The sequence below is a fragment of the Tissierella sp. P1 genome, assembly GCF_002266425.1.
Taxonomy (GTDB): Bacteria; Bacillota; Clostridia; order Tissierellales; family Tissierellaceae; genus Tissierella; species Tissierella carlieri.
In genome coordinates this window covers 1-22,481 of record NZ_NPMN01000007.1, presented here as the reverse complement: position 1 = coordinate 22,481, position 22,481 = coordinate 1, and the positions used below count along the sequence as shown (strand labels likewise).

General features: G+C 29.0%; 32 protein-coding genes, 1 tRNA gene and 1 pseudogene. 6 read left to right on the top strand and 28 right to left on the bottom strand.

The window, feature by feature from the left end; all coding sequences use genetic code 11:
• Window positions 1–5 precede the first annotated feature (5 nt).
• Window positions 6–263 (bottom strand): extracellular matrix/biofilm regulator RemA, encoded by a 258-nt coding sequence (gene remA, locus CIW83_RS06425; protein ID WP_094900026.1) that lies wholly within the window; start codon window positions 261–263, stop codon window positions 6–8.
• Window positions 264–278: 15 nt separating this feature from the next.
• Window positions 279–1,160: a YicC/YloC family endoribonuclease gene (locus tag CIW83_RS06420; protein WP_094900025.1), complete on the bottom strand. Its 882-nt coding sequence runs from the start codon at window positions 1,158–1,160 to the stop codon at window positions 279–281.
• A gap of 180 nt (window positions 1,161–1,340) precedes the next feature.
• Between CIW83_RS06420 and CIW83_RS06415 the strand changes: the two genes are divergently transcribed.
• Window positions 1,341–3,116 carry an NFACT family protein gene (locus CIW83_RS06415; protein ID WP_094900024.1) on the top strand — a complete coding sequence of 592 codons (1,776 nt, stop codon included), beginning with the start codon at window positions 1,341–1,343 and terminating at the stop codon, window positions 3,114–3,116.
• 12 nt (window positions 3,117–3,128) lie between these two features.
• Here the strand turns inward: CIW83_RS06415 and pyrR are convergent, their stop codons facing one another.
• The 12 genes and pseudogenes from pyrR to CIW83_RS06355 all read right to left on the bottom strand — a co-directional run bounded on the left by pyrR (window position 3,129) and on the right by CIW83_RS06355 (window position 11,282).
• A complete protein-coding gene (pyrR, locus tag CIW83_RS06410; protein WP_094900158.1) occupies window positions 3,129–3,659 on the bottom strand; it encodes a bifunctional pyr operon transcriptional regulator/uracil phosphoribosyltransferase PyrR in 531 nt (176 codons plus the stop codon).
• 8 nt (window positions 3,660–3,667) lie between these two features.
• The gene (locus CIW83_RS06405) at window positions 3,668–4,585 is read right to left on the bottom strand and encodes an RluA family pseudouridine synthase (RefSeq protein WP_094900023.1); all 918 of its coding nucleotides are present in this window, start codon (window positions 4,583–4,585) and stop codon (window positions 3,668–3,670) included.
• A 9-nt stretch (window positions 4,586–4,594) separates the two neighbouring features.
• A pseudogene (lspA, locus tag CIW83_RS06400) lies at window positions 4,595–4,980 on the bottom strand (signal peptidase II).
• Between the two features lie 276 nt (window positions 4,981–5,256).
• Window positions 5,257–5,889, bottom strand: coding sequence for a TraR/DksA C4-type zinc finger protein (locus tag CIW83_RS06395; RefSeq protein ID WP_094900022.1), 633 nt, complete (start codon window positions 5,887–5,889; stop codon window positions 5,257–5,259).
• A 121-nt stretch (window positions 5,890–6,010) separates the two neighbouring features.
• Complete coding sequence (locus CIW83_RS06390; RefSeq protein ID WP_094900021.1) at window positions 6,011–6,763, bottom strand: bifunctional 3-deoxy-7-phosphoheptulonate synthase/chorismate mutase; 753 nt, start codon at window positions 6,761–6,763, stop codon at window positions 6,011–6,013.
• A 51-nt stretch (window positions 6,764–6,814) separates the two neighbouring features.
• Window positions 6,815–7,348 carry a DivIVA domain-containing protein gene (locus CIW83_RS06385; RefSeq protein ID WP_094900020.1) on the bottom strand — a complete coding sequence of 178 codons (534 nt, stop codon included), beginning with the start codon at window positions 7,346–7,348 and terminating at the stop codon, window positions 6,815–6,817.
• A 14-nt stretch (window positions 7,349–7,362) separates the two neighbouring features.
• The gene (locus tag CIW83_RS06380; RefSeq protein WP_094900019.1) at window positions 7,363–8,148 is read right to left on the bottom strand and encodes an RNA-binding protein; all 786 of its coding nucleotides are present in this window, start codon (window positions 8,146–8,148) and stop codon (window positions 7,363–7,365) included.
• A gap of 12 nt (window positions 8,149–8,160) precedes the next feature.
• Window positions 8,161–8,427, bottom strand: a complete 267-nt coding sequence (locus CIW83_RS06375) for a YggT family protein (protein WP_094900018.1) — start codon at window positions 8,425–8,427, stop codon at window positions 8,161–8,163.
• A gap of 22 nt (window positions 8,428–8,449) precedes the next feature.
• Complete coding sequence (locus CIW83_RS06370; RefSeq protein WP_094900017.1) at window positions 8,450–8,887, bottom strand: cell division protein SepF; 438 nt, start codon at window positions 8,885–8,887, stop codon at window positions 8,450–8,452.
• A 10-nt stretch (window positions 8,888–8,897) separates the two neighbouring features.
• Window positions 8,898–9,587: a YggS family pyridoxal phosphate-dependent enzyme gene (locus tag CIW83_RS06365; protein ID WP_162288514.1), complete on the bottom strand. Its 690-nt coding sequence runs from the start codon at window positions 9,585–9,587 to the stop codon at window positions 8,898–8,900.
• A 16-nt stretch (window positions 9,588–9,603) separates the two neighbouring features.
• Entirely contained in the window at window positions 9,604–10,896 is a 1,293-nt protein-coding gene (locus tag CIW83_RS06360) for an HlyD family efflux transporter periplasmic adaptor subunit (RefSeq protein ID WP_094900016.1), read from the bottom strand.
• 11 nt (window positions 10,897–10,907) lie between these two features.
• A complete protein-coding gene (locus CIW83_RS06355; RefSeq protein WP_094900015.1) occupies window positions 10,908–11,282 on the bottom strand; it encodes a hypothetical protein in 375 nt (124 codons plus the stop codon).
• A 238-nt stretch (window positions 11,283–11,520) separates the two neighbouring features.
• Between CIW83_RS06355 and CIW83_RS06350 the strand changes: the two genes are divergently transcribed.
• Window positions 11,521–11,597, top strand: a tRNA-Pro gene (locus tag CIW83_RS06350).
• Window positions 11,598–11,786: 189 nt separating this feature from the next.
• On the opposite strand, the gene CIW83_RS06345 is transcribed toward CIW83_RS06350, so the two are convergent.
• Window positions 11,787–11,999: a MarR family transcriptional regulator gene (locus CIW83_RS06345; protein WP_094900014.1), complete on the bottom strand. Its 213-nt coding sequence runs from the start codon at window positions 11,997–11,999 to the stop codon at window positions 11,787–11,789.
• Window positions 12,000–12,319: 320 nt separating this feature from the next.
• Here CIW83_RS06345 and CIW83_RS06340 point away from each other — a divergent pair, with 320 nt between their 5' ends.
• Window positions 12,320–12,490 carry an aspartyl-phosphate phosphatase Spo0E family protein gene (locus CIW83_RS06340; RefSeq protein ID WP_094900013.1) on the top strand — a complete coding sequence of 57 codons (171 nt, stop codon included), beginning with the start codon at window positions 12,320–12,322 and terminating at the stop codon, window positions 12,488–12,490.
• A gap of 31 nt (window positions 12,491–12,521) precedes the next feature.
• Here CIW83_RS06340 and CIW83_RS06335 read toward each other — a convergent pair whose 3' ends face one another.
• The 7 genes from CIW83_RS06335 to CIW83_RS06315 all read right to left on the bottom strand — a co-directional run bounded on the left by CIW83_RS06335 (window position 12,522) and on the right by CIW83_RS06315 (window position 14,774).
• Window positions 12,522–12,833 carry a phage holin, LLH family gene (locus CIW83_RS06335; protein ID WP_094900012.1) on the bottom strand — a complete coding sequence of 104 codons (312 nt, stop codon included), beginning with the start codon at window positions 12,831–12,833 and terminating at the stop codon, window positions 12,522–12,524.
• Window positions 12,826–12,993, bottom strand: coding sequence for a hypothetical protein (locus tag CIW83_RS22715; RefSeq protein WP_201259708.1), 168 nt, complete (start codon window positions 12,991–12,993; stop codon window positions 12,826–12,828). Before CIW83_RS22715 ends, CIW83_RS06335 begins: the two co-directional genes overlap by 8 nt.
• Window positions 12,994–13,205: 212 nt before the next feature.
• A complete protein-coding gene (locus CIW83_RS22130; RefSeq protein WP_158220035.1) occupies window positions 13,206–13,376 on the bottom strand; it encodes a hypothetical protein in 171 nt (56 codons plus the stop codon).
• 11 nt (window positions 13,377–13,387) lie between these two features.
• Window positions 13,388–13,687: a hypothetical protein gene (locus CIW83_RS06325; RefSeq protein ID WP_094900011.1), complete on the bottom strand. Its 300-nt coding sequence runs from the start codon at window positions 13,685–13,687 to the stop codon at window positions 13,388–13,390.
• 236 nt (window positions 13,688–13,923) lie between these two features.
• A complete protein-coding gene (locus tag CIW83_RS06320) occupies window positions 13,924–14,109 on the bottom strand; it encodes a hypothetical protein (RefSeq protein ID WP_094900010.1) in 186 nt (61 codons plus the stop codon).
• 204 nt (window positions 14,110–14,313) lie between these two features.
• Window positions 14,314–14,448 (bottom strand): hypothetical protein, encoded by a 135-nt coding sequence (locus tag CIW83_RS24265; protein ID WP_255374294.1) that lies wholly within the window; start codon window positions 14,446–14,448, stop codon window positions 14,314–14,316.
• Window positions 14,427–14,774: a hypothetical protein gene (locus CIW83_RS06315; protein ID WP_094900009.1), complete on the bottom strand. Its 348-nt coding sequence runs from the start codon at window positions 14,772–14,774 to the stop codon at window positions 14,427–14,429. The genes CIW83_RS24265 and CIW83_RS06315 overlap by 22 nt, the downstream gene beginning before the upstream one ends.
• Window positions 14,775–15,435: 661 nt before the next feature.
• On the opposite strand from CIW83_RS06315, the gene CIW83_RS06310 reads away from it, so the two are divergent.
• From CIW83_RS06310 to CIW83_RS06300, 3 genes are read left to right on the top strand one after another with little or no spacing between them, the layout of a single operon-like run.
• Entirely contained in the window at window positions 15,436–15,822 is a 387-nt protein-coding gene (locus CIW83_RS06310; protein WP_094900008.1) for a helix-turn-helix domain-containing protein, read from the top strand.
• Window positions 15,823–15,853: 31 nt separating this feature from the next.
• Entirely contained in the window at window positions 15,854–16,195 is a 342-nt protein-coding gene (locus CIW83_RS06305) for a hypothetical protein (protein ID WP_094900007.1), read from the top strand.
• 28 nt (window positions 16,196–16,223) lie between these two features.
• Window positions 16,224–16,448 carry a hypothetical protein gene (locus CIW83_RS06300; protein WP_094900006.1) on the top strand — a complete coding sequence of 75 codons (225 nt, stop codon included), beginning with the start codon at window positions 16,224–16,226 and terminating at the stop codon, window positions 16,446–16,448.
• 40 nt (window positions 16,449–16,488) lie between these two features.
• Here CIW83_RS06300 and spoIVA read toward each other — a convergent pair whose 3' ends face one another.
• The 6 genes from spoIVA to CIW83_RS06275 all read right to left on the bottom strand — a co-directional run bounded on the left by spoIVA (window position 16,489) and on the right by CIW83_RS06275 (window position 22,316).
• The gene (gene spoIVA / locus CIW83_RS06295) at window positions 16,489–17,967 is read right to left on the bottom strand and encodes a stage IV sporulation protein A (RefSeq protein ID WP_094900005.1); all 1,479 of its coding nucleotides are present in this window, start codon (window positions 17,965–17,967) and stop codon (window positions 16,489–16,491) included.
• Between the two features lie 115 nt (window positions 17,968–18,082).
• Window positions 18,083–18,859 (bottom strand): NAD(P)H-dependent glycerol-3-phosphate dehydrogenase, encoded by a 777-nt coding sequence (locus CIW83_RS06290; protein ID WP_369819368.1) that lies wholly within the window; start codon window positions 18,857–18,859, stop codon window positions 18,083–18,085.
• 26 nt (window positions 18,860–18,885) lie between these two features.
• On the bottom strand, window positions 18,886–19,110 hold the full coding sequence (locus tag CIW83_RS24820; RefSeq protein ID WP_369819366.1) for a 2-dehydropantoate 2-reductase N-terminal domain-containing protein: 225 nt from the start codon (window positions 19,108–19,110) through the stop codon (window positions 18,886–18,888).
• Between the two features lie 13 nt (window positions 19,111–19,123).
• On the bottom strand, window positions 19,124–19,717 hold the full coding sequence (gene plsY / locus CIW83_RS06285) for a glycerol-3-phosphate 1-O-acyltransferase PlsY (protein WP_094900004.1): 594 nt from the start codon (window positions 19,715–19,717) through the stop codon (window positions 19,124–19,126).
• Entirely contained in the window at window positions 19,717–21,036 is a 1,320-nt protein-coding gene (der, locus tag CIW83_RS06280; protein WP_094900003.1) for a ribosome biogenesis GTPase Der, read from the bottom strand. The genes plsY and der overlap by 1 nt, the downstream gene beginning before the upstream one ends.
• Before the next feature lie 11 nt (window positions 21,037–21,047).
• Complete coding sequence (locus CIW83_RS06275) at window positions 21,048–22,316, bottom strand: DUF512 domain-containing protein (RefSeq protein ID WP_235601252.1); 1,269 nt, start codon at window positions 22,314–22,316, stop codon at window positions 21,048–21,050.
• Window positions 22,317–22,481: the final 165 nt, after the last annotated feature.

Sequence of the window (22,481 nt, the reverse complement as noted above, 5' to 3'; positions counted from 1 at the left end):
ATTAATTATTCAGTATGTTCTTCTTTATCATGAAATCTATTTGCAACCGTCTCTGGCTGAACAGGTGTCAAAATTACATGCTGACTATCTGTAATTATAACTGCTCTAGTTCTTCTTCCATAAGTTGCATCTATTAGAAGTCCATTATCTCTAGCCTCTTGAATCAATCTTTTAATAGGTGCAGATTCAGAGCTGACTACAGCTATTATCCTATTGGCTGAGACAATATTTCCAAAACCAATATTAATTAGTTTTATTGACATAATCATCCTCCCTAACTACTCAACGTTTTGAACTTGTTCTCTTATTTTCTCTAATTCTGATTTTATCTCTACTACATTTTGAGAAATCAACATGTCATTTGCTTTTGAACCAATTGTATTTATTTCTCTATTCATTTCTTGAATCAAAAAGTCAAGCTTTCTTCCCACCGAATCTTTTTCATCTAATATAGATAAAAATTGTTTTACATGAGATTTGAGCCTTACGATCTCTTCATTAATATTACTCTTATCTGTAAAAATTACTACCTCAGAAGTAATTCTATCCTCGTCTATACTAATGTCCTTATCAAGCAATTCGCTAATTCTTTCTTTTAACTTATCTTTATACTCCAATACAACCAATGGAGACCTTTTCTCTACTTCCAATACTATCGCTTCAATTCTATTTAATTTTGAAATCATGTCATTTTTTAATTCTTGCCCTTCTACTACTTTCATACCCATAATATCTCTAAGTGCTATATTTAATGCTTCTTTTAGACAAGTCCATGCAGTATCTTCATCTAATTCTTTTCTTTCTGTTTTTATGATCTCAGATAAACCTAGTATATTAAATAATCTAACATTATCCTCTAGATTCAATTCTTCACATAAACCTTCTAAAGCAGATTTATAGGTTTTTGCCAAGGGAATATCAACTTTAATTTCTATAGCTGATTCATTTATATAATCTAGATTGATATATACATCAATCTTACCTCTGCTAATCTCTTTTTTTATAATTTTTTTAACTTTTTCTTCTAAATATGAAATATGTCTAGGCATTTTGACTATAATATCGTTGTATCTATGATTAACAGCCTTTATTTCCACCCTAAAATTATAGAATTCGTTACTAAATTCACCTCTACCAAAACCTGTCATACTCTTAATCATAATAAACACCTCTCTTTCACCACTTATTGTATTACAGTTAAGTATTATATATCTTATATTAATATTAATCTACTATATATTACAAATTTTTAATATTCTCTTTCTAATTCCTTTTAGTTTATTATTTCTTAATATAGTGGTATACTCTTAGTAGTCTTAGTTAATATTGGAGGAATTAATATGGCATTTGATGGTATTGTAACAAAAGCAGTTGTTAAAGAATTAAAAGAAAAATTAGTAGGAGGAAGAATTGATAAAGTTTATCAGCAGGAGAAAGATGAAATTCTAATCCATATTCATAATAAGGGGATTAATTATAGATTAATAATGTCTGCTAGTAGTAATAATCCACGAGTTTATTTAACAGATTATTCTAAGAAAAATCCTCCTGAACCACCTATGTTTTGTATGCTTCTAAGAAAACACCTTATTGGAGGAATAATATTAAATATTGAGCAATTTAACTTAGATAGAGTAGTTTTTATTGATATATCGGCTATAGATGAACTAGGCCAACCTACAGAAAAAAGAATAATCATTGAAGTAATGGGCAAACATAGCAATATTGTATTAGTAGATAAATCTTCACTTAAAATAATAGACTCAGTAAAGAGAGTTTATGAAGATATGAGCAGAGTTAGGCAGATATTACCAGGTATGGTTTATGAATATCCGCCACTACAGGATAAGGTTAATCCTTTAGATATTACAAAAGAAGTTTTCTTTGACCTTATGAATTCATCAGACAAAAATTTACCTTGTTTTAAATTTCTTTATTTTAGCTATCTAGGTTTAAGTCCATTGATAAGTAGAGAGATATGCTTTGATGCAAATATAGATATAGATAGAAATCTTGGTAGTATGTATGAAGAAGATAAGAATGCTTTATATCTTTCTTTTAATAAATTTATGAATCAAATATCTAAGGAAGAATTCGCACCTATTTCAGTCTTAAATAATAATAAAACCGAAATAGTAGCTTTTCACGCCATGGATATTAATCAATTCGGAGCAGAAAATAAGCTTTCATTTGATTCCATATCAAAACTCTTAGATAATTTCTATCGCAGGAAAGATATTATAGATAGAATAAGTCAAAAATCACAATCCATTAGGAAATCAATTCAGGTAAAATTAGATAGAACATTAAATAAATTAGGAAAACAAAAAGAAGAATTACTAGAAAGCCAAGATAGGGAAAGATATAAGATTTATGCTGATTTATTATCTGCTAACCTTCACGTTGTCCCTAGGGGAGCAAATACTATAGAACTTGAAAATTTCTATGATGAAAATATGAATAAGCTAAATGTTCCTCTTGATATAAAACTATCTCCTGTAGCAAATGCTCAGAAATATTATAAAAAATATTCAAAACTGAAAAATGCCCATCAGTTACTGTTAGGACAAATACCTGAGACAGAAGATGAGGTTTCATATCTAGAAAATGTACTTATGAGTATAGAAAATTCAACTGAAATTGAGGAGTTAGATGAAATTAAAGAGGAATTAATCAGTGAAGGTTATATAAAAGGTTCTTTAAAAAAGAAAAAGAAAAAAGATGATTCAGTTTCTAATCCTCTTCATTACATTTCAAAAGATGGATTTAATATTTACGTAGGAAAAAATAACAAGCAAAACGATTATTTAACACTTCGTTTATCTCATAAAGATGATTTATGGTTGCATGTTCAAAATATGCCAGGCAGTCATGTGATTATAGGGAAAGAAGGTAAAACTATTCCAGATTCTACTTTAGAAGAGGCGGCGATATTAGCTGCATATTATAGTAAAGGAAAAAACTCAAATCATGTACCAGTGGATTATACAGAGAGAAAAAACGTCAAAAAACCTAAAAATGCTAAAGCTGGAATGGTAATATATGAAAACTTTAAAACTATGATTATAAATCCTTCTAGAGATTTAGTAGATAATATTAAAAAGGTAGAATCCTAGGATTCTACCTTTTTAACTAATTATAAATACTTGATCTATTCCATCAATCTCTTTAAAATTTACCTTTACATTCTCAGATTTAGATGTAGGAACATTTTTGCCTACGTAGTCAGCTCTAATTGGAAGTTCCCTATGGCCTCTATCTATTAAAACAGCTAATTGTACTCTAGAAGGTCTTCCTTTATCTACTAAAGCATCTAAAGCAGCTCTAACAGTTCTTCCAGTATATATAACATCATCTACAAGAATAATTATTTTACCATCAATATTTATATCCATGTTATCGTTGACTATAGGTTCTTCACTAATTTCTGTTAAGTCATCTCTATATAAAGTAATATCAAGAGAAAATACTGGAATACTGTCTCCTTCAATCTCTTCAATTTTCTTGGCCAATCTCTCTGCGAAAGGACATCCCCTAGTCTTGATTCCGACCAAAGCAATATCCTTAATCCCTTTATTTCTTTCAATTATCTCATTAGCTATTCTAGTTGTTGCTCTTTGTATAGCTTTTTCATCTAAAATAACTGCTTTGACATTCATATTCATCCCTACTTCCTTTTGTTTTCTAAGGTATCTAATATATTCTTAAAATACTCAGGCAAATCAATTTGAAACTCCATATGTTCTCCTGTTGATGGATGAGAAAAGCCTAATTTATAAGCATGTAACATTTGTTTATCTAAGCCGAACTCATTTTTTCCTTTAGAATATACAGGATCCCCTACTACAGGATGATTAATATAAGCCATATGTACTCTTATTTGATGAGTTCTTCCTGTTTCTAGATTAACTTCTACTAAGGAGTAATTGTCGTATCTTTCTAATACTTTATAATGTGTTATAGCCTCTTTGCTGTTTTTCTGAGTTACTGTCATTTTCTTTCTGTCAGTTCCATGTCTCCCTATAGGTGCATTGACGGTTCCCTCATTATCAGAAAGTATTCCATGAACTAAGGAGATATAAACTCTTTTAACATTTCTCTCTTTAAGACTTTCCGATAAAATTCTATGTGCCTTATCATTCTTAGCTATAATTAATAAACCAGAAGTATCTTTATCTAATCTATGGACTATGCCAGGTCTTATAATGCCATTTATAGAGGATAAATTATCAATATGAAATAATAATGCATTAACTAAGGTTCCAGTATAGTTACCCGGTGCAGGATGAACAACCATATCCTGAGGTTTATTAATAATAGCTACATCTTCGTCTTCATAGACTATATCTATTGGTATATCTTCAGGAATAATCTCCAGTATCTTAGGTTCAGGAAGGTTTACCTTTATATAATCTCCTTCTTTAACTAAATAACTAGATTTTACATGCTTATCATTCACATAGACCAGGTCTTCTTTAATCAGCTTCTGTATATAAGACCTAGAGATTTCATCTAACTCTTTTGCAAGATAGGCATCTAATCTTTCATTGTCATCTTCATCAACATAAAATTCAACAATATCCATTATAACCTCCTAAATTTCATACCTATCAAAAAGTACTAAAATTAATATTATAAAAGTTCCTACCACTATGGAAATGTCTGCTATATTAAAAACGGGAAATTCAAACTTGTTAAACAACCTAAAGCTAATAAAATCTACAACATAACCAAATCTAACTCTATCAATGAAATTACCTATGGTACCTCCCAAGAACATTCCAAGTCCAAGTCTCATAAATATATTTAATTTATAATAATTTTTTATTAGAAAAAAGGAAAGAGAAAATATTACTATACAAGTTATAATAATAAAAAATATTTTTTATTCTGTAAAATCCCAAAAGCCGCACCAAAGTTTTCAACATAAGATAATCTAAAGAAATTAGGAATTATATTATAAGAAGCTGAACCCTTCAAATACTTAATAGCAGCAGATTTACTAAGTTGGTCTAATAAAATAATAACGGCAGATAAAATAAATATCAAATTTGATTCCTCCTAGTCATTTAAGTATACATTCTATTTTATATTATTATTATATTAATATCAATAGTTAGGAAGATTAAAAAAAACCTCTGAATAGTATCCAGAGGTTTTTTAATCTATAAAAAGTTTTCACTTTATTATCTTGTTAATAAGAACTTGGCATATAGAATAAAAGGCTATCTTGTAATGCTTCGATAGAAACTTTTTTTATTTTAAAGTATCATCATAATATTCTTGAGATATATTCTCAACTTCTTCAACTCCATCACCGCCGTCACCATCTTGTTCATCCATAATCCCTAGGTGGTCACCAGTAGTAAATGATGGGTCATCAGGAACCATATTAAATGACGCCACTTTTTGATAGGCATCCTCTCTGTCAAACTCTACCATATCTTCTGTAGTATCACTAAATGAATTGTGTTCTTCATCTATAGGAATAAATTGCCTACTATCCATTCTAGTATCCTGTGTAATTGTAATACTATCAGCACATTCTATACAATTCTTTAAATAAGGTATAAGATCAAGCCTTTCTTCATCGATTTTGTTCTTACATTTCTTACAAAGTCCATAACTACCATCTTTGATATCTTCTAAAGAACTATCTATCTCGTATAAGGTATCTTTCATTCTATTTTTAAATCCATTATCTTGTTCCATCATGAATAATTCAGTACCAATATCAGCAGGATGATTATCATAATTAGATAACTCACTGTAGTATACATCCATGGAACCGTATTCTTCCATATTATTCATATTATCTAATGTTTTTAATAAGTTTTTCTTCTCCTCTAATAATCTTTTCCTAAAATAATGAAGTTTATTTTTATCCATAGCTTCCTCCAATTCTAGCAATGATAAATTATATCTTGATTAATAATATATCCAGTAGAGTAATAAACATTCAAAATTTAATATAGAATAAAATTACATTATTTCAAAATCATTATTATAATTATGCTAACTTTGTATATAAATCCTTAAATCCTTCAAAGTCAAGAGATTGAAATCCGTCCGATAAAGCCTTATCTGGATTTGGGTGTATTTCTACAATTATACCATCTGCCTCTAAAGCTTTTGCAGCTTTTGATGCTGGAAAAACCAATTCTCTTATACCAGTACCGTGAGATGGATCTACGAATATTGGATAGTCTGTTTTTTCTTTTAATATAGGAACACTCATTAAATCTAAAGTATTTCTCGTATAATCTTCAAATGTTCTAATACCTCTTTCACATAAAATGATTTTTTCATTGCCCTCTATTCTAATGTACTCTGCAGCCATAATCCATTCCTTAATAGTGGCACTCATTCCTCTTTTTAGCATTACTGGCTTATGAGTTTTACCAACTTCTTTTAGCAATGAAAAATTCTGCATATTTCTAGAACCTATCTGAATAATATCAATGTAATTCTGTGATTCTTCTATATCTCTTGGATCCATTATTTCGGAAATTATTTTGAAATTATATTTTGTTTTAATATCATTTAAAATTTTAAATCCTTCTGATCCTAATCCCTGAAAGGAATTAGGGCTAGTCCTTGGTTTAAAAACACCACCTCTTAATATCTTAACTCCTAAATTAGATAGAAATCTACCAATATCCTCCATTTGTTTATAATCCTCTATTGCACAAGGACCTGCAATAATCGTAAAGGAACCATCCCCAATACGTATTTCACTATCTATTTCAACACTTCTAGTCATTTAAATTCCTCCAACTACTTTCAAATTTCCAATTAAAGAAAAAAGAGGCTATTATGCCCCTAAATGGTCAATCTCATCTAAATTTTCATCTATGGATTCTTCGTCAACATCTATCTTTTTAACCTGATTTTTATTCTCATAATCCTTATAGAATTCTTCTAGAGAAATGAGTTGCGCTTTAATAAAAGATTCATATCTAGTTTTAAAAATAAAAATCTCTTTTTTCAAATAGTCATACTCTTTCATTATATTTCTAACTTCATTAAGTGCTTCATTAGTTCTATTCTTAGCCTGAATTTCAGCATCTTCAATTATTAGCTCAGCTTTCTTTCTCGCAGCACTGGTTACATCATCCGCCGTACTCTGAGCAATTACTAATGTACTTTTCAACGTTTCTTCTAGATTATTATACTGTCTAATCTGGTCAGTTAATATCCCAATCTTATCTTTGAGCTCAATATTTTCTCTATATAGCTTTTCATAATCATCATTGATAGCATCTAAATAAGTATCAACTTCTCGTGTATTATAGCCTATTAAAGATTTCTTAAACTCCTTATTTTGTATATCTAGTGGTGTAATCATTTGTCTCACTCCATCTAAATTAATATTCTTATAGTAGCTTTTATTTTCCCCTTTTTACTTAATCCCTCAACAGAGTGAAGAATAGAACGTCCATATCCTCTAATAGAAATTACATCTCCAACTTCCAATTCCTTAGCAGGCTTATCTATAGGTTCCCAGTTAACCTTTACATATCCCGATTTTATTATGTCCATACTTTCTTGCCTTGATAAATTATAACTAGAGCTAATATATACGTCAAGCCTGTAGGAAGACAAGATTTTATTTATTTCCTTGTATAAAATTTCAACAGAAGATATAGAATTCAAAGATTTTTCTTCTATTCTGACCTTCTTATTTGATACTTTTTCTAGATTGAATAAAAGAAAGTCCCCTATATCCTTTTTTATTACTACATCTGTATAATCTCCATGTACTAAAATATCCCCTATTTTCGACCTCTTTATACCTAAATTAAGTATTGCCCCTAAAAAATCCTTATGAGATAATCCATCTAAATCACCATATATTCTTAAAGCAACAATATTTTGTGGCAAATTATCAGAATTATAATAGCTAGGATAAATAGTTATTATTTGTCTTTCAGCCTGTATAGTTCCACCATTTTCTAAGTAATCTATTTCATCAAATCTATTAAGGATTGATTTCGCTAATAACCTCTCATATGGATCAAGAAAATCTGTAGATTCATAGGAGTGGTTATTCATTACTATCTCAACTTTGTCTATAATTCTTCTCATATCTATAATCTTATCATTGTCTTTTATATGAGAAGTATATTTATCTTTATCAATTTTCATCTTAATACCTATCTATAGTAATATTCTGCCAGCAATACTATATATTATTCTTAAAAAGAGAATGGCTAATAGAGGTGAGAAATCAAAAATACCAGTATTTACACCTAGCTTTGCAATTAATTCTCTCGCGGGTCCAAGTACAGGTTCTGTTAATTCATAAACTAATCGAGTAAAAGGATTTTCACTATGAATATTTAAGAAAGAAAGTACAATCCTAACTACAATTAGTATTTCTATTAAATTAAGTAATATTATAATTGACCTATATAACAGTAACATTTAATATAATCTACTCCTTTTTCTACCAAGAAAATATACCTTTACTTTTAAGTTCATCTTTCAATCCATCAATTTCTACATTACTAGGCGCAAAAATAAAAATGTCTTTTGTAACCTTTTGAATGTTACCTTCCAAAGCATATAGACCGCCACTGATAAAATCAAATATCTGTCTCTTAATATTATTATCTAATTGTTCTAAATTTACAATAACTGTTTTTCTAGATTTCAAATCATCTATTATGCTAGGAGCTTCATCATAGCTAAGAGGTTCATGTACTATAATTTTCATGTTACTATTAGTATGGATGTTTACAACTTTATTATTTAACTTTTTTGTTTTAGTAGGTACTGCCACATCATAATCTTCTTCGTATTCTTCATAATCTTCATTCACTTCTTCATCTTCTAAGTCCTGTACACCTATGAAATACTTAATTTTGTCCATAAAATTACTCATTATATCCCTCCTAATAATTTCTTTTACCGAAAATGGCAGAACCAACTCTAATCATATTGGAGCCCTCTTCGATTGCTAGTTCATAATCATTTGTCATCCCCATGGATAAATAATCCATAGATAAATTCTCATAATTTTTATTTATTATATTCTCTTTTAAATTATACAAAGTTCTAAATACCTTCCTTAAAAGAATCTCATCTGTTGTATTAGGTGCAATTGTCATTAATCCCCTAACTTTAATATTTTTCAAATCTAAAATTTCTTCAATAAAGTATAAAACTTCTTCTACTTTAAGACCAAATTTGCTTTCTTCTTCAGCTACATTAACCTGTACTAAAACGTCTGTTATTATATCACTGTTCTTCGAACGCTTATCTAATTCTTTTGCTAATGATAATCTGTCCAAAGAATGTATTAATTTAGTCTTTCCAATAATATTCTTGACCTTATTGGTTTGCAAGTGTCCTATCATATGATAATTTACTGTATCGCCAATTAAGTCATATTTTTTTTCTAGTTCTTGAACTTTATTTTCGCCTATATTAGAAATGCCAACTCTAATGGTTTCATTTATTCTATCGATATCTATAGTCTTAGTAACAGCTATTAGTTCAACCTTTTCGCCTTCTCTGCCAGATTTCTTTAAAGCTTTTTCTATATTTTCTTCTATCATGATTATGTTACCTTGAATAGATATTTTCATCCCCTCCATCTTAATTAAGTATTTGTCCTTCTTTTATATTAATAGTATTTAAAAATATCTCATCAAATAAAGTAATAGTTTTTACTGGCTGTTTTTCACCTTCTATTGTAATGTTTCCACTATTGTCACCTGTATCAACATAAGTATAATTATCATCTTCCCCAATAATAATAATAGGTCTAAACTTCACTATACCACTTTTGTCCTTAATATATACCCCTTTTATAGAATCTTTATCTACAATTGATTTTGTAGGTATTTTATATCCCTCCTTTTTAGATTTTATAATATCTACCTTAGGAAATCTAATATTATAAAAATCATGTAGCATAGTGTTAAGTCTTACTACAACAACACCTTTTTTATCAGAAGGATTAATAGATACAATTTTGGCCTTAAGCTCATGCTTGTCCTTTTCTAATGTGATTTTAATATTATTTCCAACTTCAAAGCCTTCAATCTGTTTTAAATCTTCTATTTTCATAGCAATATACCATTCAAAATTATCTATGATTTTATAAATAGGTTCACCTACAGTTATAGCTGATTTTGTTTTTATATCCACATCTTTTAATTCCTTTAAAACTAATTTATCATAAGTATAGTTTTCAAAGTCCTTAGGTAAATAATTTTCTTCATAGCCATCCAGTACATAAGATATGATTCCTCCATGGCTAGAATAGTATTTTATATTGTTACTCTTAATTTCTGAATTAATACTATCTCTTTTTGATTTTAAATTTTCAATACTCTGTCCTACTAATGTATTAGAAAAAGAAATGTCTTTATTTTTTTCATCATACAAAGAAAGTTGACTCTTTAATAAATAAATTTCGTCAAAATTGCCTGCAGCAATTGCATTTTGTAATTCATTAACTAAGGAATCCTTCATCTCTATAATTTTTTCTTTTTCATTTAATATAATCTTAGTTTCAATTTCAGACTTTTCTAAAGCAGAAATCGATTCTTCTAGTTGGGAAAGCTCCTCCTTTAGCGATGAAGTATCATTTAAAGAGTTAACACTAGCAACCTCGACACCTGCAGATAACCGTTGTCCCTCCGTAGAAGAAGTTTGTAAGTCACCATTACTAGTTGATCTAACCACTGTCTCATTTTTTATCACAAAGCCTTGAGTAGAAAGTTTTTCTATCAAAGTCCCCTTTTCAGGTAATATTGTTTTTGCATTGCTTGCAAGTAAAGAAGGAACTGCCCTAAATATTAAATATATAAGAACAAATGATATAGTTGCAGTACGAAAAACTCTTCTTTTCCTTCTGTTTTTTTCTCTTTTCTCATAAGACATATATTTCACCCTTAATTAAAAAACTTTCCATATTTGCTTACTACCTTAAATTTTAAAATATTGTCAATTGCGAAAAGTTTTATTTCATCTCTATGTGTAACCATCAATATGGATTTATCCTTTTTCTTCGCTCCTAAAAGTATTCCATTATACTTCTTATTTTCTTTTGTAACAACCCTAATCTCATCTCCGGCCTTTACTCTTAATCCATCTAAAATAAATTCTTTCATATCTGCCTCACTTAAATGTTCTTGTGTAACTACTTTTTTATCAATTATTATTATATTATTTTTTAGATAGATTTTTTCTTTTAATATTACAAATATATATCCAAATATACTTGCTATAAATAGTAATACTAGCATGATTTGTAAATAATATAACAATCCTACACCTCCAAAATATTAAACATATTAATAGTATAACATAACTATATGCTGTTTTAAACTACTTTACGAAATCAAATTATGAATATTAAGTACTGATTTTTTATGTATTTTTATGTAATTCTATGTAAATGGATGTTGAATATAGAAGTTTTAGTAATATATTTGCAATATAAGAAGTTTTAGAGTATAATAAAAATGTTATCTCTAAAATAATATTTATTATAATAAAATATAGCGGGATGTGGCGCAGTTTGGTAGCGTACAAGTCTGGGGGACTTGGGGCCGCTGGTTCAAATCCAGTCATCCCGACCATTTTACGTCTTGGTATACCTTTGTAACCTTGCAAAATATACATTTATTTTTTTCTGAATTGTGTATATTTGGATATAATTTATTAAAATTGGCTCGAATAGTTCGCAAACTGTCATGTAAATATTAATAATTTTCAACAAAAAAATAGGACCTTAATGGTCCTTTCTATTTTATAAAATAACTATCGATTTAATTTTTATTTAATACTTTTAATGCTCTAGGAGAGTTTCCTTTTCTCTCTACAAATCCTTTTGATTCTAGATTTTTTAAATATTTATGTACTGTGCTAGGAGAGCTAAGTCCTATTATCTGACATATGTCTCTAACGCTAGGAGCATATCCATTCTCCTTTACATAATCTAATATTATATTTAATACTTGTGATTCTCTTTCAGTTAGCATATAAATCCCCCCTTTACTTGATTATATATGAACGTCAGTTCTGTGTAAAGGAGGAATTTGTCAATTTATGATGAAATAGGTTATATTATTAGTTTTGATTATTATATGATTTTTAGAAAAACTATATATCTTTTTTAATTTTTTTATTTTATTTTATTTCATATTGATATAGTTAAATTATTTATTAGATAATGTTGCTTTATCTTTTAATAATTATACTGTGTAATATCTGTGGCATATGATATTAACTTTTATCTTCAATTATTTTCCATTATATTTAATTTTGTTTAACACATCCTAATATGCAGGAGGTGCTAATTTTGTCTGAGATACAAGAATTACTTAAAGATATAGATACATTAAAGAAGAACTTAAATGAATTAATTGAGAAGAAAAATTTCAATCTACAGGATTCAGAAATCATTAAAGCTAGTCAAGAACTTAATATTGCTATTAGTAAGTATAATGATCTAATTGTTAAAAAGCTGTAATTATACTATTTATACAAGAGAAAGCCTTAGATTATTCCAAGGCTTTCTCTTGTATAATATTAAGTTCCTTTACTGCCGCCTCAATCATCATATCTAAATCTTCTACAGATATACTTATACCATGACTATTCAAATAATTAATAACATATTCCTTCTTTTGATTTCCAGTTTTAGATCCGTAAATCTGTTCCGCTGCCTGAACTGCAAGAGTAACTAAAAAATAAACGTTCTCTCTTTGCTCTCTTGTGGTCTTGGATTTAATATAAGGCACTAACACATAAGTTATAATGGTACATAATAATCCAATTGAAGCTAATATTATCTTAATCATCCCTTCATTCATCTTTACCAAATCCCTCCTTAAAAATATCAACTATTTTTATACCTGTCATGGCAATAAGCTCTGTTCCAGTAAATTTAAACCATTTTTCTATAAGTATAGAAGGTTCTGAGCCAGTCTTATAATATAAGAAAACTATAGTAGTAGTAAATAAGATATTCATTACAATTATTAATGTTACTATTCTTTTGGAAAACTTTGTTTTGATTTATTTTTTTCTTCTAGAACTAATATTTTCTTTATCTTATCTAATTCATCTGTAGACAAAGTATTCATGCCATTACCACTGATTTATCTTCACTTGGATTATATTTTATATCTCCATCATTCCACCAAAGAAAAGATTTAGTAAGTCCTATACAATCTACAACTCCCTTATTCATTTTTCTTTAATAAAAATTCTTGCAATTTAACTTTACTTGGATACTGTTTTAACTTCTGCTGTAATAAGGGCTCTGTTAATACAGTACTAAATGTACCATAAATATAGCCCCATCTCTCTTTTTCTGCCATTTTGCAATGCTCTACTAATTTAATATTATACAATATATCATCTCCTACAATAACTTACCTATTAAAAAACCTAATATTATTGTAATAACTCCACCTATAATTAATTTCTTATAATATTGAAGATCAGATGAAGGGGTTTTTTTGATCTCATCTAAATCATCTCTAATGATTTTCACATCTTCTTTTGTTTCTCTCATCTGCTCCACAAGTCTAGTTATATTTGTAGATAATTCTAATATAGTATTTTGTATATTTTTCAGATTATCTATCTCTTTAAATATTGTCTTATTTTCTGCTCTTAATGTGGCTATTTCTCCCTCTTTAGTACATTTGCATTCTTCCATATTCTACCTCCAAATCTGCATTTCAATTCAAAGTCACTTTTTATAAATTAATTTCATCAATTACAACCCTATCTGTATTTCCCCTTTCATTTATACTTCTACATAATGAGCCAAATCAAAATTTAACTATGCCATTTCTGGTATTCCTCCCGAAGTAATTGTAATTTTATCTCCACTTCATACAAATCCATAACAAACTAATTTATTCATAGTTTCTAAATCTCTTTAGGCACCCTTTAAGTCCATCCCCTTTGTCTAATCCTCCTCCCCTTTCTACAATAGCTATCAGATTTCATTAAATTTTCTATACTATCCCCTATCTTGATTTCTTTCTTTCCCTTATCTATATCTTTCTTATCTGTCTGCATTAATTTGTTGTATGCATCTATATCTGTTTGTCTTATATATTCTCCTATAATCATGACTCTGCCTCCTTTAATTTAACTATGTTAATATCTTTTTAAATACAAAAATAAGCGGATAGATTTCTCCATCAGCTTAATTATTTTTATATTTTCTTATTCTTAGAGGATAATTTTACAGCATATTTTGATTTTATAGACTAAGTATTTTCAGTTATAATGAACTTGTATTTGAGATATAATCTCATGTTACTATAATATCATCTACTTTGACTCAAAAGGTATCATATTCGTATCATTCTCTCCATATATTCCTACTACTAATTTATTTATAGCTTTTTTTCTTATTCTTTTGCTATGAACTTCGCTATATTTGACTAAATGGCTACTTGCCACCATTGCAGTCCTTCTATATATCTTTTTTCTATTACTAGTCTTTCTACTTCATTCAGTCCCTCCATTGCCCTATCTATAGATTCTAATTTTTCGCTAATTCTTTCTATACTATGTCTTAAATAATCTATTTTCTCTAATATGGATAGCATTGTACTTTCTGTACTACTACTGATTTTAAATGTAGGGCTTATCTTTACTGAATCATAGTTTATTGCAGTTAACCCATCCTCTCTTTCTAAACGTTTTATTTCTTCTTTCATATTTTTTATACTTATCTCAGACATTTTATAATTATATAATAATTTTTCTACAGCTTTATATTTATCCATTGTTTTGTTCCCCCTTAGATTCGTTTTCTTATGATTTCTATAATTTTTTAATCTTCATAGCTAATCCATCCATATTGGTCATATGCTCCAAATTTCTATATAGACATATAATTGATAGCAGTTAGAAACTTTTTATTATTTATTTTCCTTTATTCTTTTTAATTTTAGTTAATATAATCTTCCTTTTTTAACTTCCTTATAATACTCCTCCTTTATTTCTAATTGTATTTCCGTCATTTTTGATAAAAAAATTAATATCTAATCTTAAGCATGAAACCAATTTAATCAAAATTTCTACATTAGACATATACTTCCATTTTCTGTATCAAAAAGATAGCTTCTTGGTATTGTTACGTTTTTTTGTTATTTGTAATTATATTTTCTCTTTCTCAATTCTTTTATCTCTTATTTCTTGTCCTATTGTTTTTTTATTATTCATTCCTCTCACCTCTTACTTAAATTGTATTGTATATCCGTCCTCGTGTAAAATATCAAATATCTTAATTTTGGGTATAAAAATTGAATTAAATTAGACTCGCATTGTATAACCGTCTTTTTTCTTAATTTACCTTGTATTTACGTCTTTTTGTGTATTGTATTTCCGTATTAATTTGGATATACTAAATATAGTCGGTTCTTACGACATTAGGAGGTTGGTAAAATGACTATAGGGGAAAATATCAAAAAATATAGAAAAGAGAAGGGTCTTACACAAAAAGAACTAGCTGAAATAAGTAATCTTTCCCGTTCCTATTTAGCTGATTTAGAGAGAGATAGATATAATCCAAGCTTAGATTCCTTGAAACTAATTGCCGATAGTCTAGAGGTGGATGTAAGTATATTATTAGGTGAAAATAATTCTACAATAAAAATATCTAACACTTTAAAGGATGATAAAGAATTATTAGACTTCTGGAATATATTAAAAGAAAGAGAAGACTTACAACTGCTGTTTAAACAAACTAAGGATTTATCACCAAAAGGAATACAGCAGGTTATTAGAATAATAAAAGCTATTGAGGATGAAGAGGATAGAGATAACGAATAAAATGTATAAGGCAACAAAGGGGGTACTGCAAATGAAAATAGATATATTAGATGAACCTTTACTTAGATCATTAATTGACGGAAATATTTCTTTTCATGAAGTAATGAATGCTTATGATATTAGAACATCTATAGCATTTAATTTAGAATGTAGTGTACTAGGATTTGTATATCTTAGCCGGAGAAAGAAATATCATCTTATTTTAAATGGAAATGTAAGCTATGAAACTCAATGTAAAACTTTTGTACATGAAATAAAACACATTACACAAGATATGCCACAAATGGGATATATGATTGGGATTAATATGCAATATACATATTTTGAAAATGAAGCTGATATAATAGCAGAAAGAGTAATTAAATATATATAAAATCTAGATTTATTAGGGGGATAGTAAAATGTTAGGAAAGATATTAAAGATATTTGGATATTTTATTGTTATGATTTCTATAGTTGCCGCAGTATCAAGCATTATTAATAAAGATTTTGCCTTACTTGTTTTTCAAGTATTAGCTTTATTTGCAGGAATATTTTTAGTTTATGCATTAAAAGATACTAAGATATTTAAAAAACCAAATACCATAGAAATGGATTTATCTGAAGAAGATAAAAAGATCATTTAATAAACATGAAAAAAGGTAGAAAATCATTCTACCTTTTTTATTATATAATTATACAGATTAATCCTCCGCTTCCATCATTTATTATCCTTTCAAGAGCTCTTCTAAGTTTTTGCCTTGCATCTTCTGGCATTGTGCTAAGCTTTCCTTGAAGCTGTTCATTTACCAATTCATATAAGGATTTGCCAAATAAATTTGATTGCCAGATCTTTGAAGGCTCTTCTTCGAATTCTGATAACAAATATTGTATTAACTCTTCAGATTGTTTTTCTGTACCTATGAGCGGAGAAACTTCCGTTGCTATATCTGCCCTGAGTACATGAAAAGATGGTGCCTTTGCCTTTAATTTTACTCCAAAACGATTTCCCTGACGATAAATTTCAGGTTCTGCAAGCTCAAGCTCTTCTAAACTAGGGCTTACTAAACCATACCCAATATCTTTAGCCTCAATTAGTGCTTTTTCAATCTTATCATATTTCTTCTTAGTCTCTGCCAGCTTAGAAATTAAACCTAATAATTGATAGTCTCCTTCTATAGAATATCCTGTCATATCCTTTAATACACTATAGAATAATCCATCATCAATAACTATCTCAGAATGTACAATCCCCTCTCCTAATTTAATTTCAACTAATTTTACATTTTTTACAATATCTAATTCCTTTAGGGGATTTAAAAAGCTTGAAACTTCGTTTAGTTTTTGAAGACCTTCAATTGTTTCTTTTAATGAATTTAATATACTTGACTTTATCCAATGTTTCTTTGGTAATCCTTCTATCCATTTTGGAAGATTGATGGTAACCTCTTTCACAGGGAATTCAAATAATAATTTTTCAAAAATCTTTTCAATATCTTGAGCATCCATATTTAAGCAATCTACTACCACTACCGATACTCCATATTTACTTTGCAAACTTTCTCTAAGAGCAATTGTACTATCTAAGTTAGGATGCTTTGAATTTAAAATTATAACAAATGGTTTTCCTAATTCCTTTAATTCTGAAATTACCCTTTCTTCTGCTTTTATATAGTTAGATCTGTCTATATCAGTTATAGATCCATCTGTTGTTACAACTAATCCAATAGTAGAGTGATCTGTTATTACCTTTCTTGTACCTATCTCAGCTGCTTCTTCAAAAGGAATTTCTTTCTCATACCAAGGGGTAGTAACCATTCTAGGTATGAAATTTTCCTCATGACCTAAAGCTCCACTAACTAAGTATCCAACACAGTCTACCATTCTTACTTTAAAGTTCACATTTTCATTTAAAGTAAGCTCTACGGCTTCATTAGGTACAAATTTGGGTTCTGTAGTCATTATTGTTTTTCCTGACCCACTTAAAGGTAGTTCATCCTTGGCTCTTTCTTTTTTATGCTTATTGTCGATATTAGGCAAAACAAGTAGTTCCATAAACCTTTTTATAAAAGTAGATTTGCCTGTTCTAACTGGTCCGACAATGCCCGCATAAATATCTCCATCTGTTCGCTCTGCAATATCTTTGTATATATCAAATACCTCCACATCATTCCCCCCTTATGAATATAATTATTTAAATACAATACTTAACATTATATATATACGTCTAGTACTATGAAATATTACAAGCTAATGAAAAAAACCTGCTAAAAATAGCAGGTTACCATAAATTATTATTTTCTAATACTATATTTTCCATTTCATGCTTTCTATCTCTAATCATTAAATTAGAAACTGAGTTTTTAACATCCTTACCTTCATATATTACTCCATATATTTCTTCAGTAATAGGCATGTTAATATTATATTTCTTAGACAGTTGAAAAGTAGATTTTGCTGTCTTTATACCTTCTACAACCATTCCAATCTGTCTAATAGCATCATCTATTTTTATTCCTTGTCCAATTAATATACCAGCTCTTCTATTTCTACTATGCATACTTGTACAAGTTACAATTAAATCTCCTATACCTGCTAAACCTAAAAATGTGCTTGCTTGCGCACCCATTTTCTCACCAAGTCTAGCCATTTCAAATATACCTCTAGTCATAAGTGCCGCCTTAGTGTTATCCCCCCAGCCCAAGCCATCTGATATTCCAGCTCCTAATGCAATTACATTTTTCAAAGCTCCGCCTAGTTCTACACCTATAACATCTGGATTTGTATATACCCTAAAACTAGGAGTAATGAATATATCCTGAACATATTCAGCAACTTCTTTGTCCTTAGAAGCAGAAACAACTGTAGTAGGCATATCTTTGGCGACCTCCTCAGCATGAGAAGGCCCAGAAAGTATAGTATATTTACTATTTGGTACTATTTCCTCAACTATCTGAGATATTCTAAGTAAAGTTTCATTCTCGATTCCCTTAGAAACATTTACTATTATTTGATCCCTTTTAATATAAGGTTTTGAGTTCTCTAGGACCTCTCTAATTCCATGAGTTCCTACAGATAAAACTATTAAATCCTTTTATAGTTAACTTCTTCTAAATCATTTGTTAATTTTAAATTTGATGGTAATATTGCATTAGGAAGATATTTTTGGTTAATTCTTGAATTATTCATTTCTTCAATTTGATTCTTATCTCTTAACCATATTTGAACATCATAGCCCTTGTTAGCCAATAAAATTCCTAGGGCAGTACCCCAACTACCGCCTCCTAATACTCCAATTTGTTCCGTCATTTATAACACCTGCCTATATATTATTTCCTAGCTTGTTCTCTTCTCCTCTACATAGTCTAAATATATTAGCCTTATGTCTATACACAGATAGTGCCGCAAGCACCCATGTAGTAATATATAAATACTTATTTACTGAATCTAAAGTTAATACCATAGCAACAGGTGCAGAAATAGAAGCTGCAATTGAACCCAGAGATACATATTTAGTAAATATTATTATACTAGCAGCTACTAATAAACATGCTAAGCCTGCTTTCCAATTAAGGATCAATAAAACTCCGAAAGATGTTGCCACCCCTTTTCCACCCTTAAATCCAAGGAATATAGGAAAATCGTGCCCTAAAACAACAAAAATTCCCGCTAAAAGGCTTCCGTTAAATCCAAACATAGATTTCCCTATTAGTACAGCTATTACTCCCTTTAATATGTCTAAAGCAAAAGTTAATGCTCCAACCTTTTTACCTAGAACGCGAAGTGCATTAGTGGCACCAGCATTTCCGCTTCCATAATTTCTTATATCAATATTTTTCGATATCTTTCCTAAAAAATAAGCTGATGAGAAACATCCTATTAGATAAGATAATAATATAGTTATAAGTATTTTCATTATTTTTCTCCCTTTTGTCTAAATTCAAATTGGATAGGTGTACCTACAAAGCCAAAATGATTTCTTATTTGATTTTCCAAATACCTTACATATGAAAAATGCATAAGTTCCTTATAATTTACAAATATTACAAACTTTGGAGGCCTTACAGAAACTTGTGTACCATAATAAATTTTTGCTCTCTTACCTTTGTCACTAGGAGGCTGATTCATTAATACGGCCTCATTTACTATATCATTTAATACACCTGTGCTAATCCTTAAATTATAATTATTATTTACTACATTTATTAACTCTAATAACTTATCTACCCTTTGCCCTGTCAATGCTGAAATAAAAATAATCGGTGCATATGTTATGAATCCTAAAACCCTTCTAATTTCCTTTTCGAACTCTAAATGAGTATTGCTATCTTTTTTAACTAAATCCCATTTGTTAATAGCTATAATAATAGCTTTTCCATTGTCATGAGCATATCCTGCTATCTTAGTATCTTGTTCTGTGACCCCTTCTGTTGCATCAATAACTAGTACACAAATATCTGATCTATCTACAGCAGTCAATGTCCTTATTACAGAATACCTTTCGACATCCTCATAAATACTTCTCTTACGCCTTAATCCTGCAGTGTCAATAAATACATATCTATTATCACCAAAGTTAAAGTAAGTATCAATGGCATCTCTAGTTGTTCCTGGAATGTTGGTTACGATTACTCTTTCCTCTCCCAAGATATTATTGATTAAAGAAGATTTACCTACATTGGGTTTACCTATTAAAGCAACTCTTATTAAATCTTCATCATAATCAGTATCCTTATCTTCAGGAAAATGTTTCACAATCTCATCTAATAAATCTCCAATACCAAGACCTTGTTCTCCAGATATAATCATAGGTTCTCCAAGCCCTAATTCATAAAATTCATACACTTGATTTTTAAAATTGGGGGTATCAATTTTATTACAAGCTACTATTACATTTTTACCTGATTTTCTGAGCATATTTCCTATTTCTCTATCTGTAGAATTTAGCCCCTCTAATCCATCCACTACAAACAAAATAACATCAGCTGTGTCTATAGCCATTTCAGCTTGTCTTTTAATATTTTTCATAATTATCTCTTCATTTTCAGGCTCAAGTCCACCTGTATCTATTACTGTAAAATATTTTCCAAGCCACTCTCCTTCAGCATAAATCCTATCTCTAGTCACTCCTGGCGTATCTTCTGTTATTGCAATTCTTTTTCCCACCAATTTGTTAAATAAAGTTGACTTTCCTACATTTGGTCTCCCAACTATGCAAACAATTGCTCTATTCATTTATTCATCCCTCAATTCTTTATTATATCAATTAAATTTTTTCCCTCAACTTTAGATGAGATTACAGGAATATCTAATGCTTTAGATACTTCTTCAATAGTTAAGTTATCCAAAAAAATTTCCTCATCTCTCTTCATCATAGTTCTCGGAACAATGATCCCATCTACATTATCATATCCCTTTAATTGAGCAACTAAGTCCTGACCTGTTATTAGTCCAGATACAGTAATAGTCTCTCCAAAAAACTTATTAACTATTGGTATAACCATTAGTTCTAATCCATTAAATTTTTCAAGTATCTTATCTTTTATTCTATTCATAAAATCATATGCTAAAGTCCCAGTAGCCAAAATATATCTTTTCTTACTGTTAATTGTAGATTTTATTAGCCTAAGTTCCTTAATTACTTCATCTTCAAAGGATTTCATAAGTCCTACGCCATTTTCCAATTGAGGAAATCCTTCATATTCATCATGCTTAGGAAGTTCTCTCTTAGTAGATGCAAAAAACTCATCAGAAGCAAATACAAATCTGGTACCTAACTTTTCTAAAAAATATCTTTGTTTGTCAGATATAAAATCTAATAAATCATTAGCTGACTCTTTAGTATATGGTTTTAATTCTTGAAGCTTCTCTCTATATTTAGTTATACCTACTGGCACTACAGCAACACTTTCAATAGTAGGATATAACTCAGATAAGTCAGCTAAAGTTCTATCTAGTTCAGGACCATCATTTACTCCTGGTACTAATACTATTTGACAGTTAACTTCCAACTTAGCATCTTTAAATCTTTTTAATATTTCATATACATTTCCAGCATTTTTATTATTCAACATCTTTACCCTAAGCTCTGGATTAGTAGTATGAACACTTACATTTATTGGACTAAGTCTATAACTTATAATTCTATCTATCTCTTCATCACTCATGTTAGTCAAAGTAATGAAATTCCCTTGTAAAAAAGATAACCTTGAATCATCATCTTTAAAATATAAAGTTTCCCTCATATTAGGAGGCAATTGATCAATAAAGCAAAAGATGCACTTGTTTCTACAGGATTTAGCTTTATCTATTAAAGGATTAGTAAATACTAAACCTAAATCTTCATCAAAATCCTTTTCTATTTCAAACTCCCAAATATCTCCATCTTTCTTTTCTATGGCAACTACTATATAATCATCTGAAACCAAATATTTATAATCAATAATATCTCTAACAGGTGTATCATTTATAGATAATAATATATCTCCTGGTTCTATTTCTAATTCTTCTGCTATACTGCCTTTTGCAACTTCCTCTATAATATTTTTGTCCTCATTTAAAGTTTTTTAATTCCATTTTTGCACCTCAATTGATTTTAAGTATATGTTTATTATTCTAATACAGTATAGCTCATATGTAAAGATAAGCCTACAGAATTATCTGTAGGCATTTCATTTCGC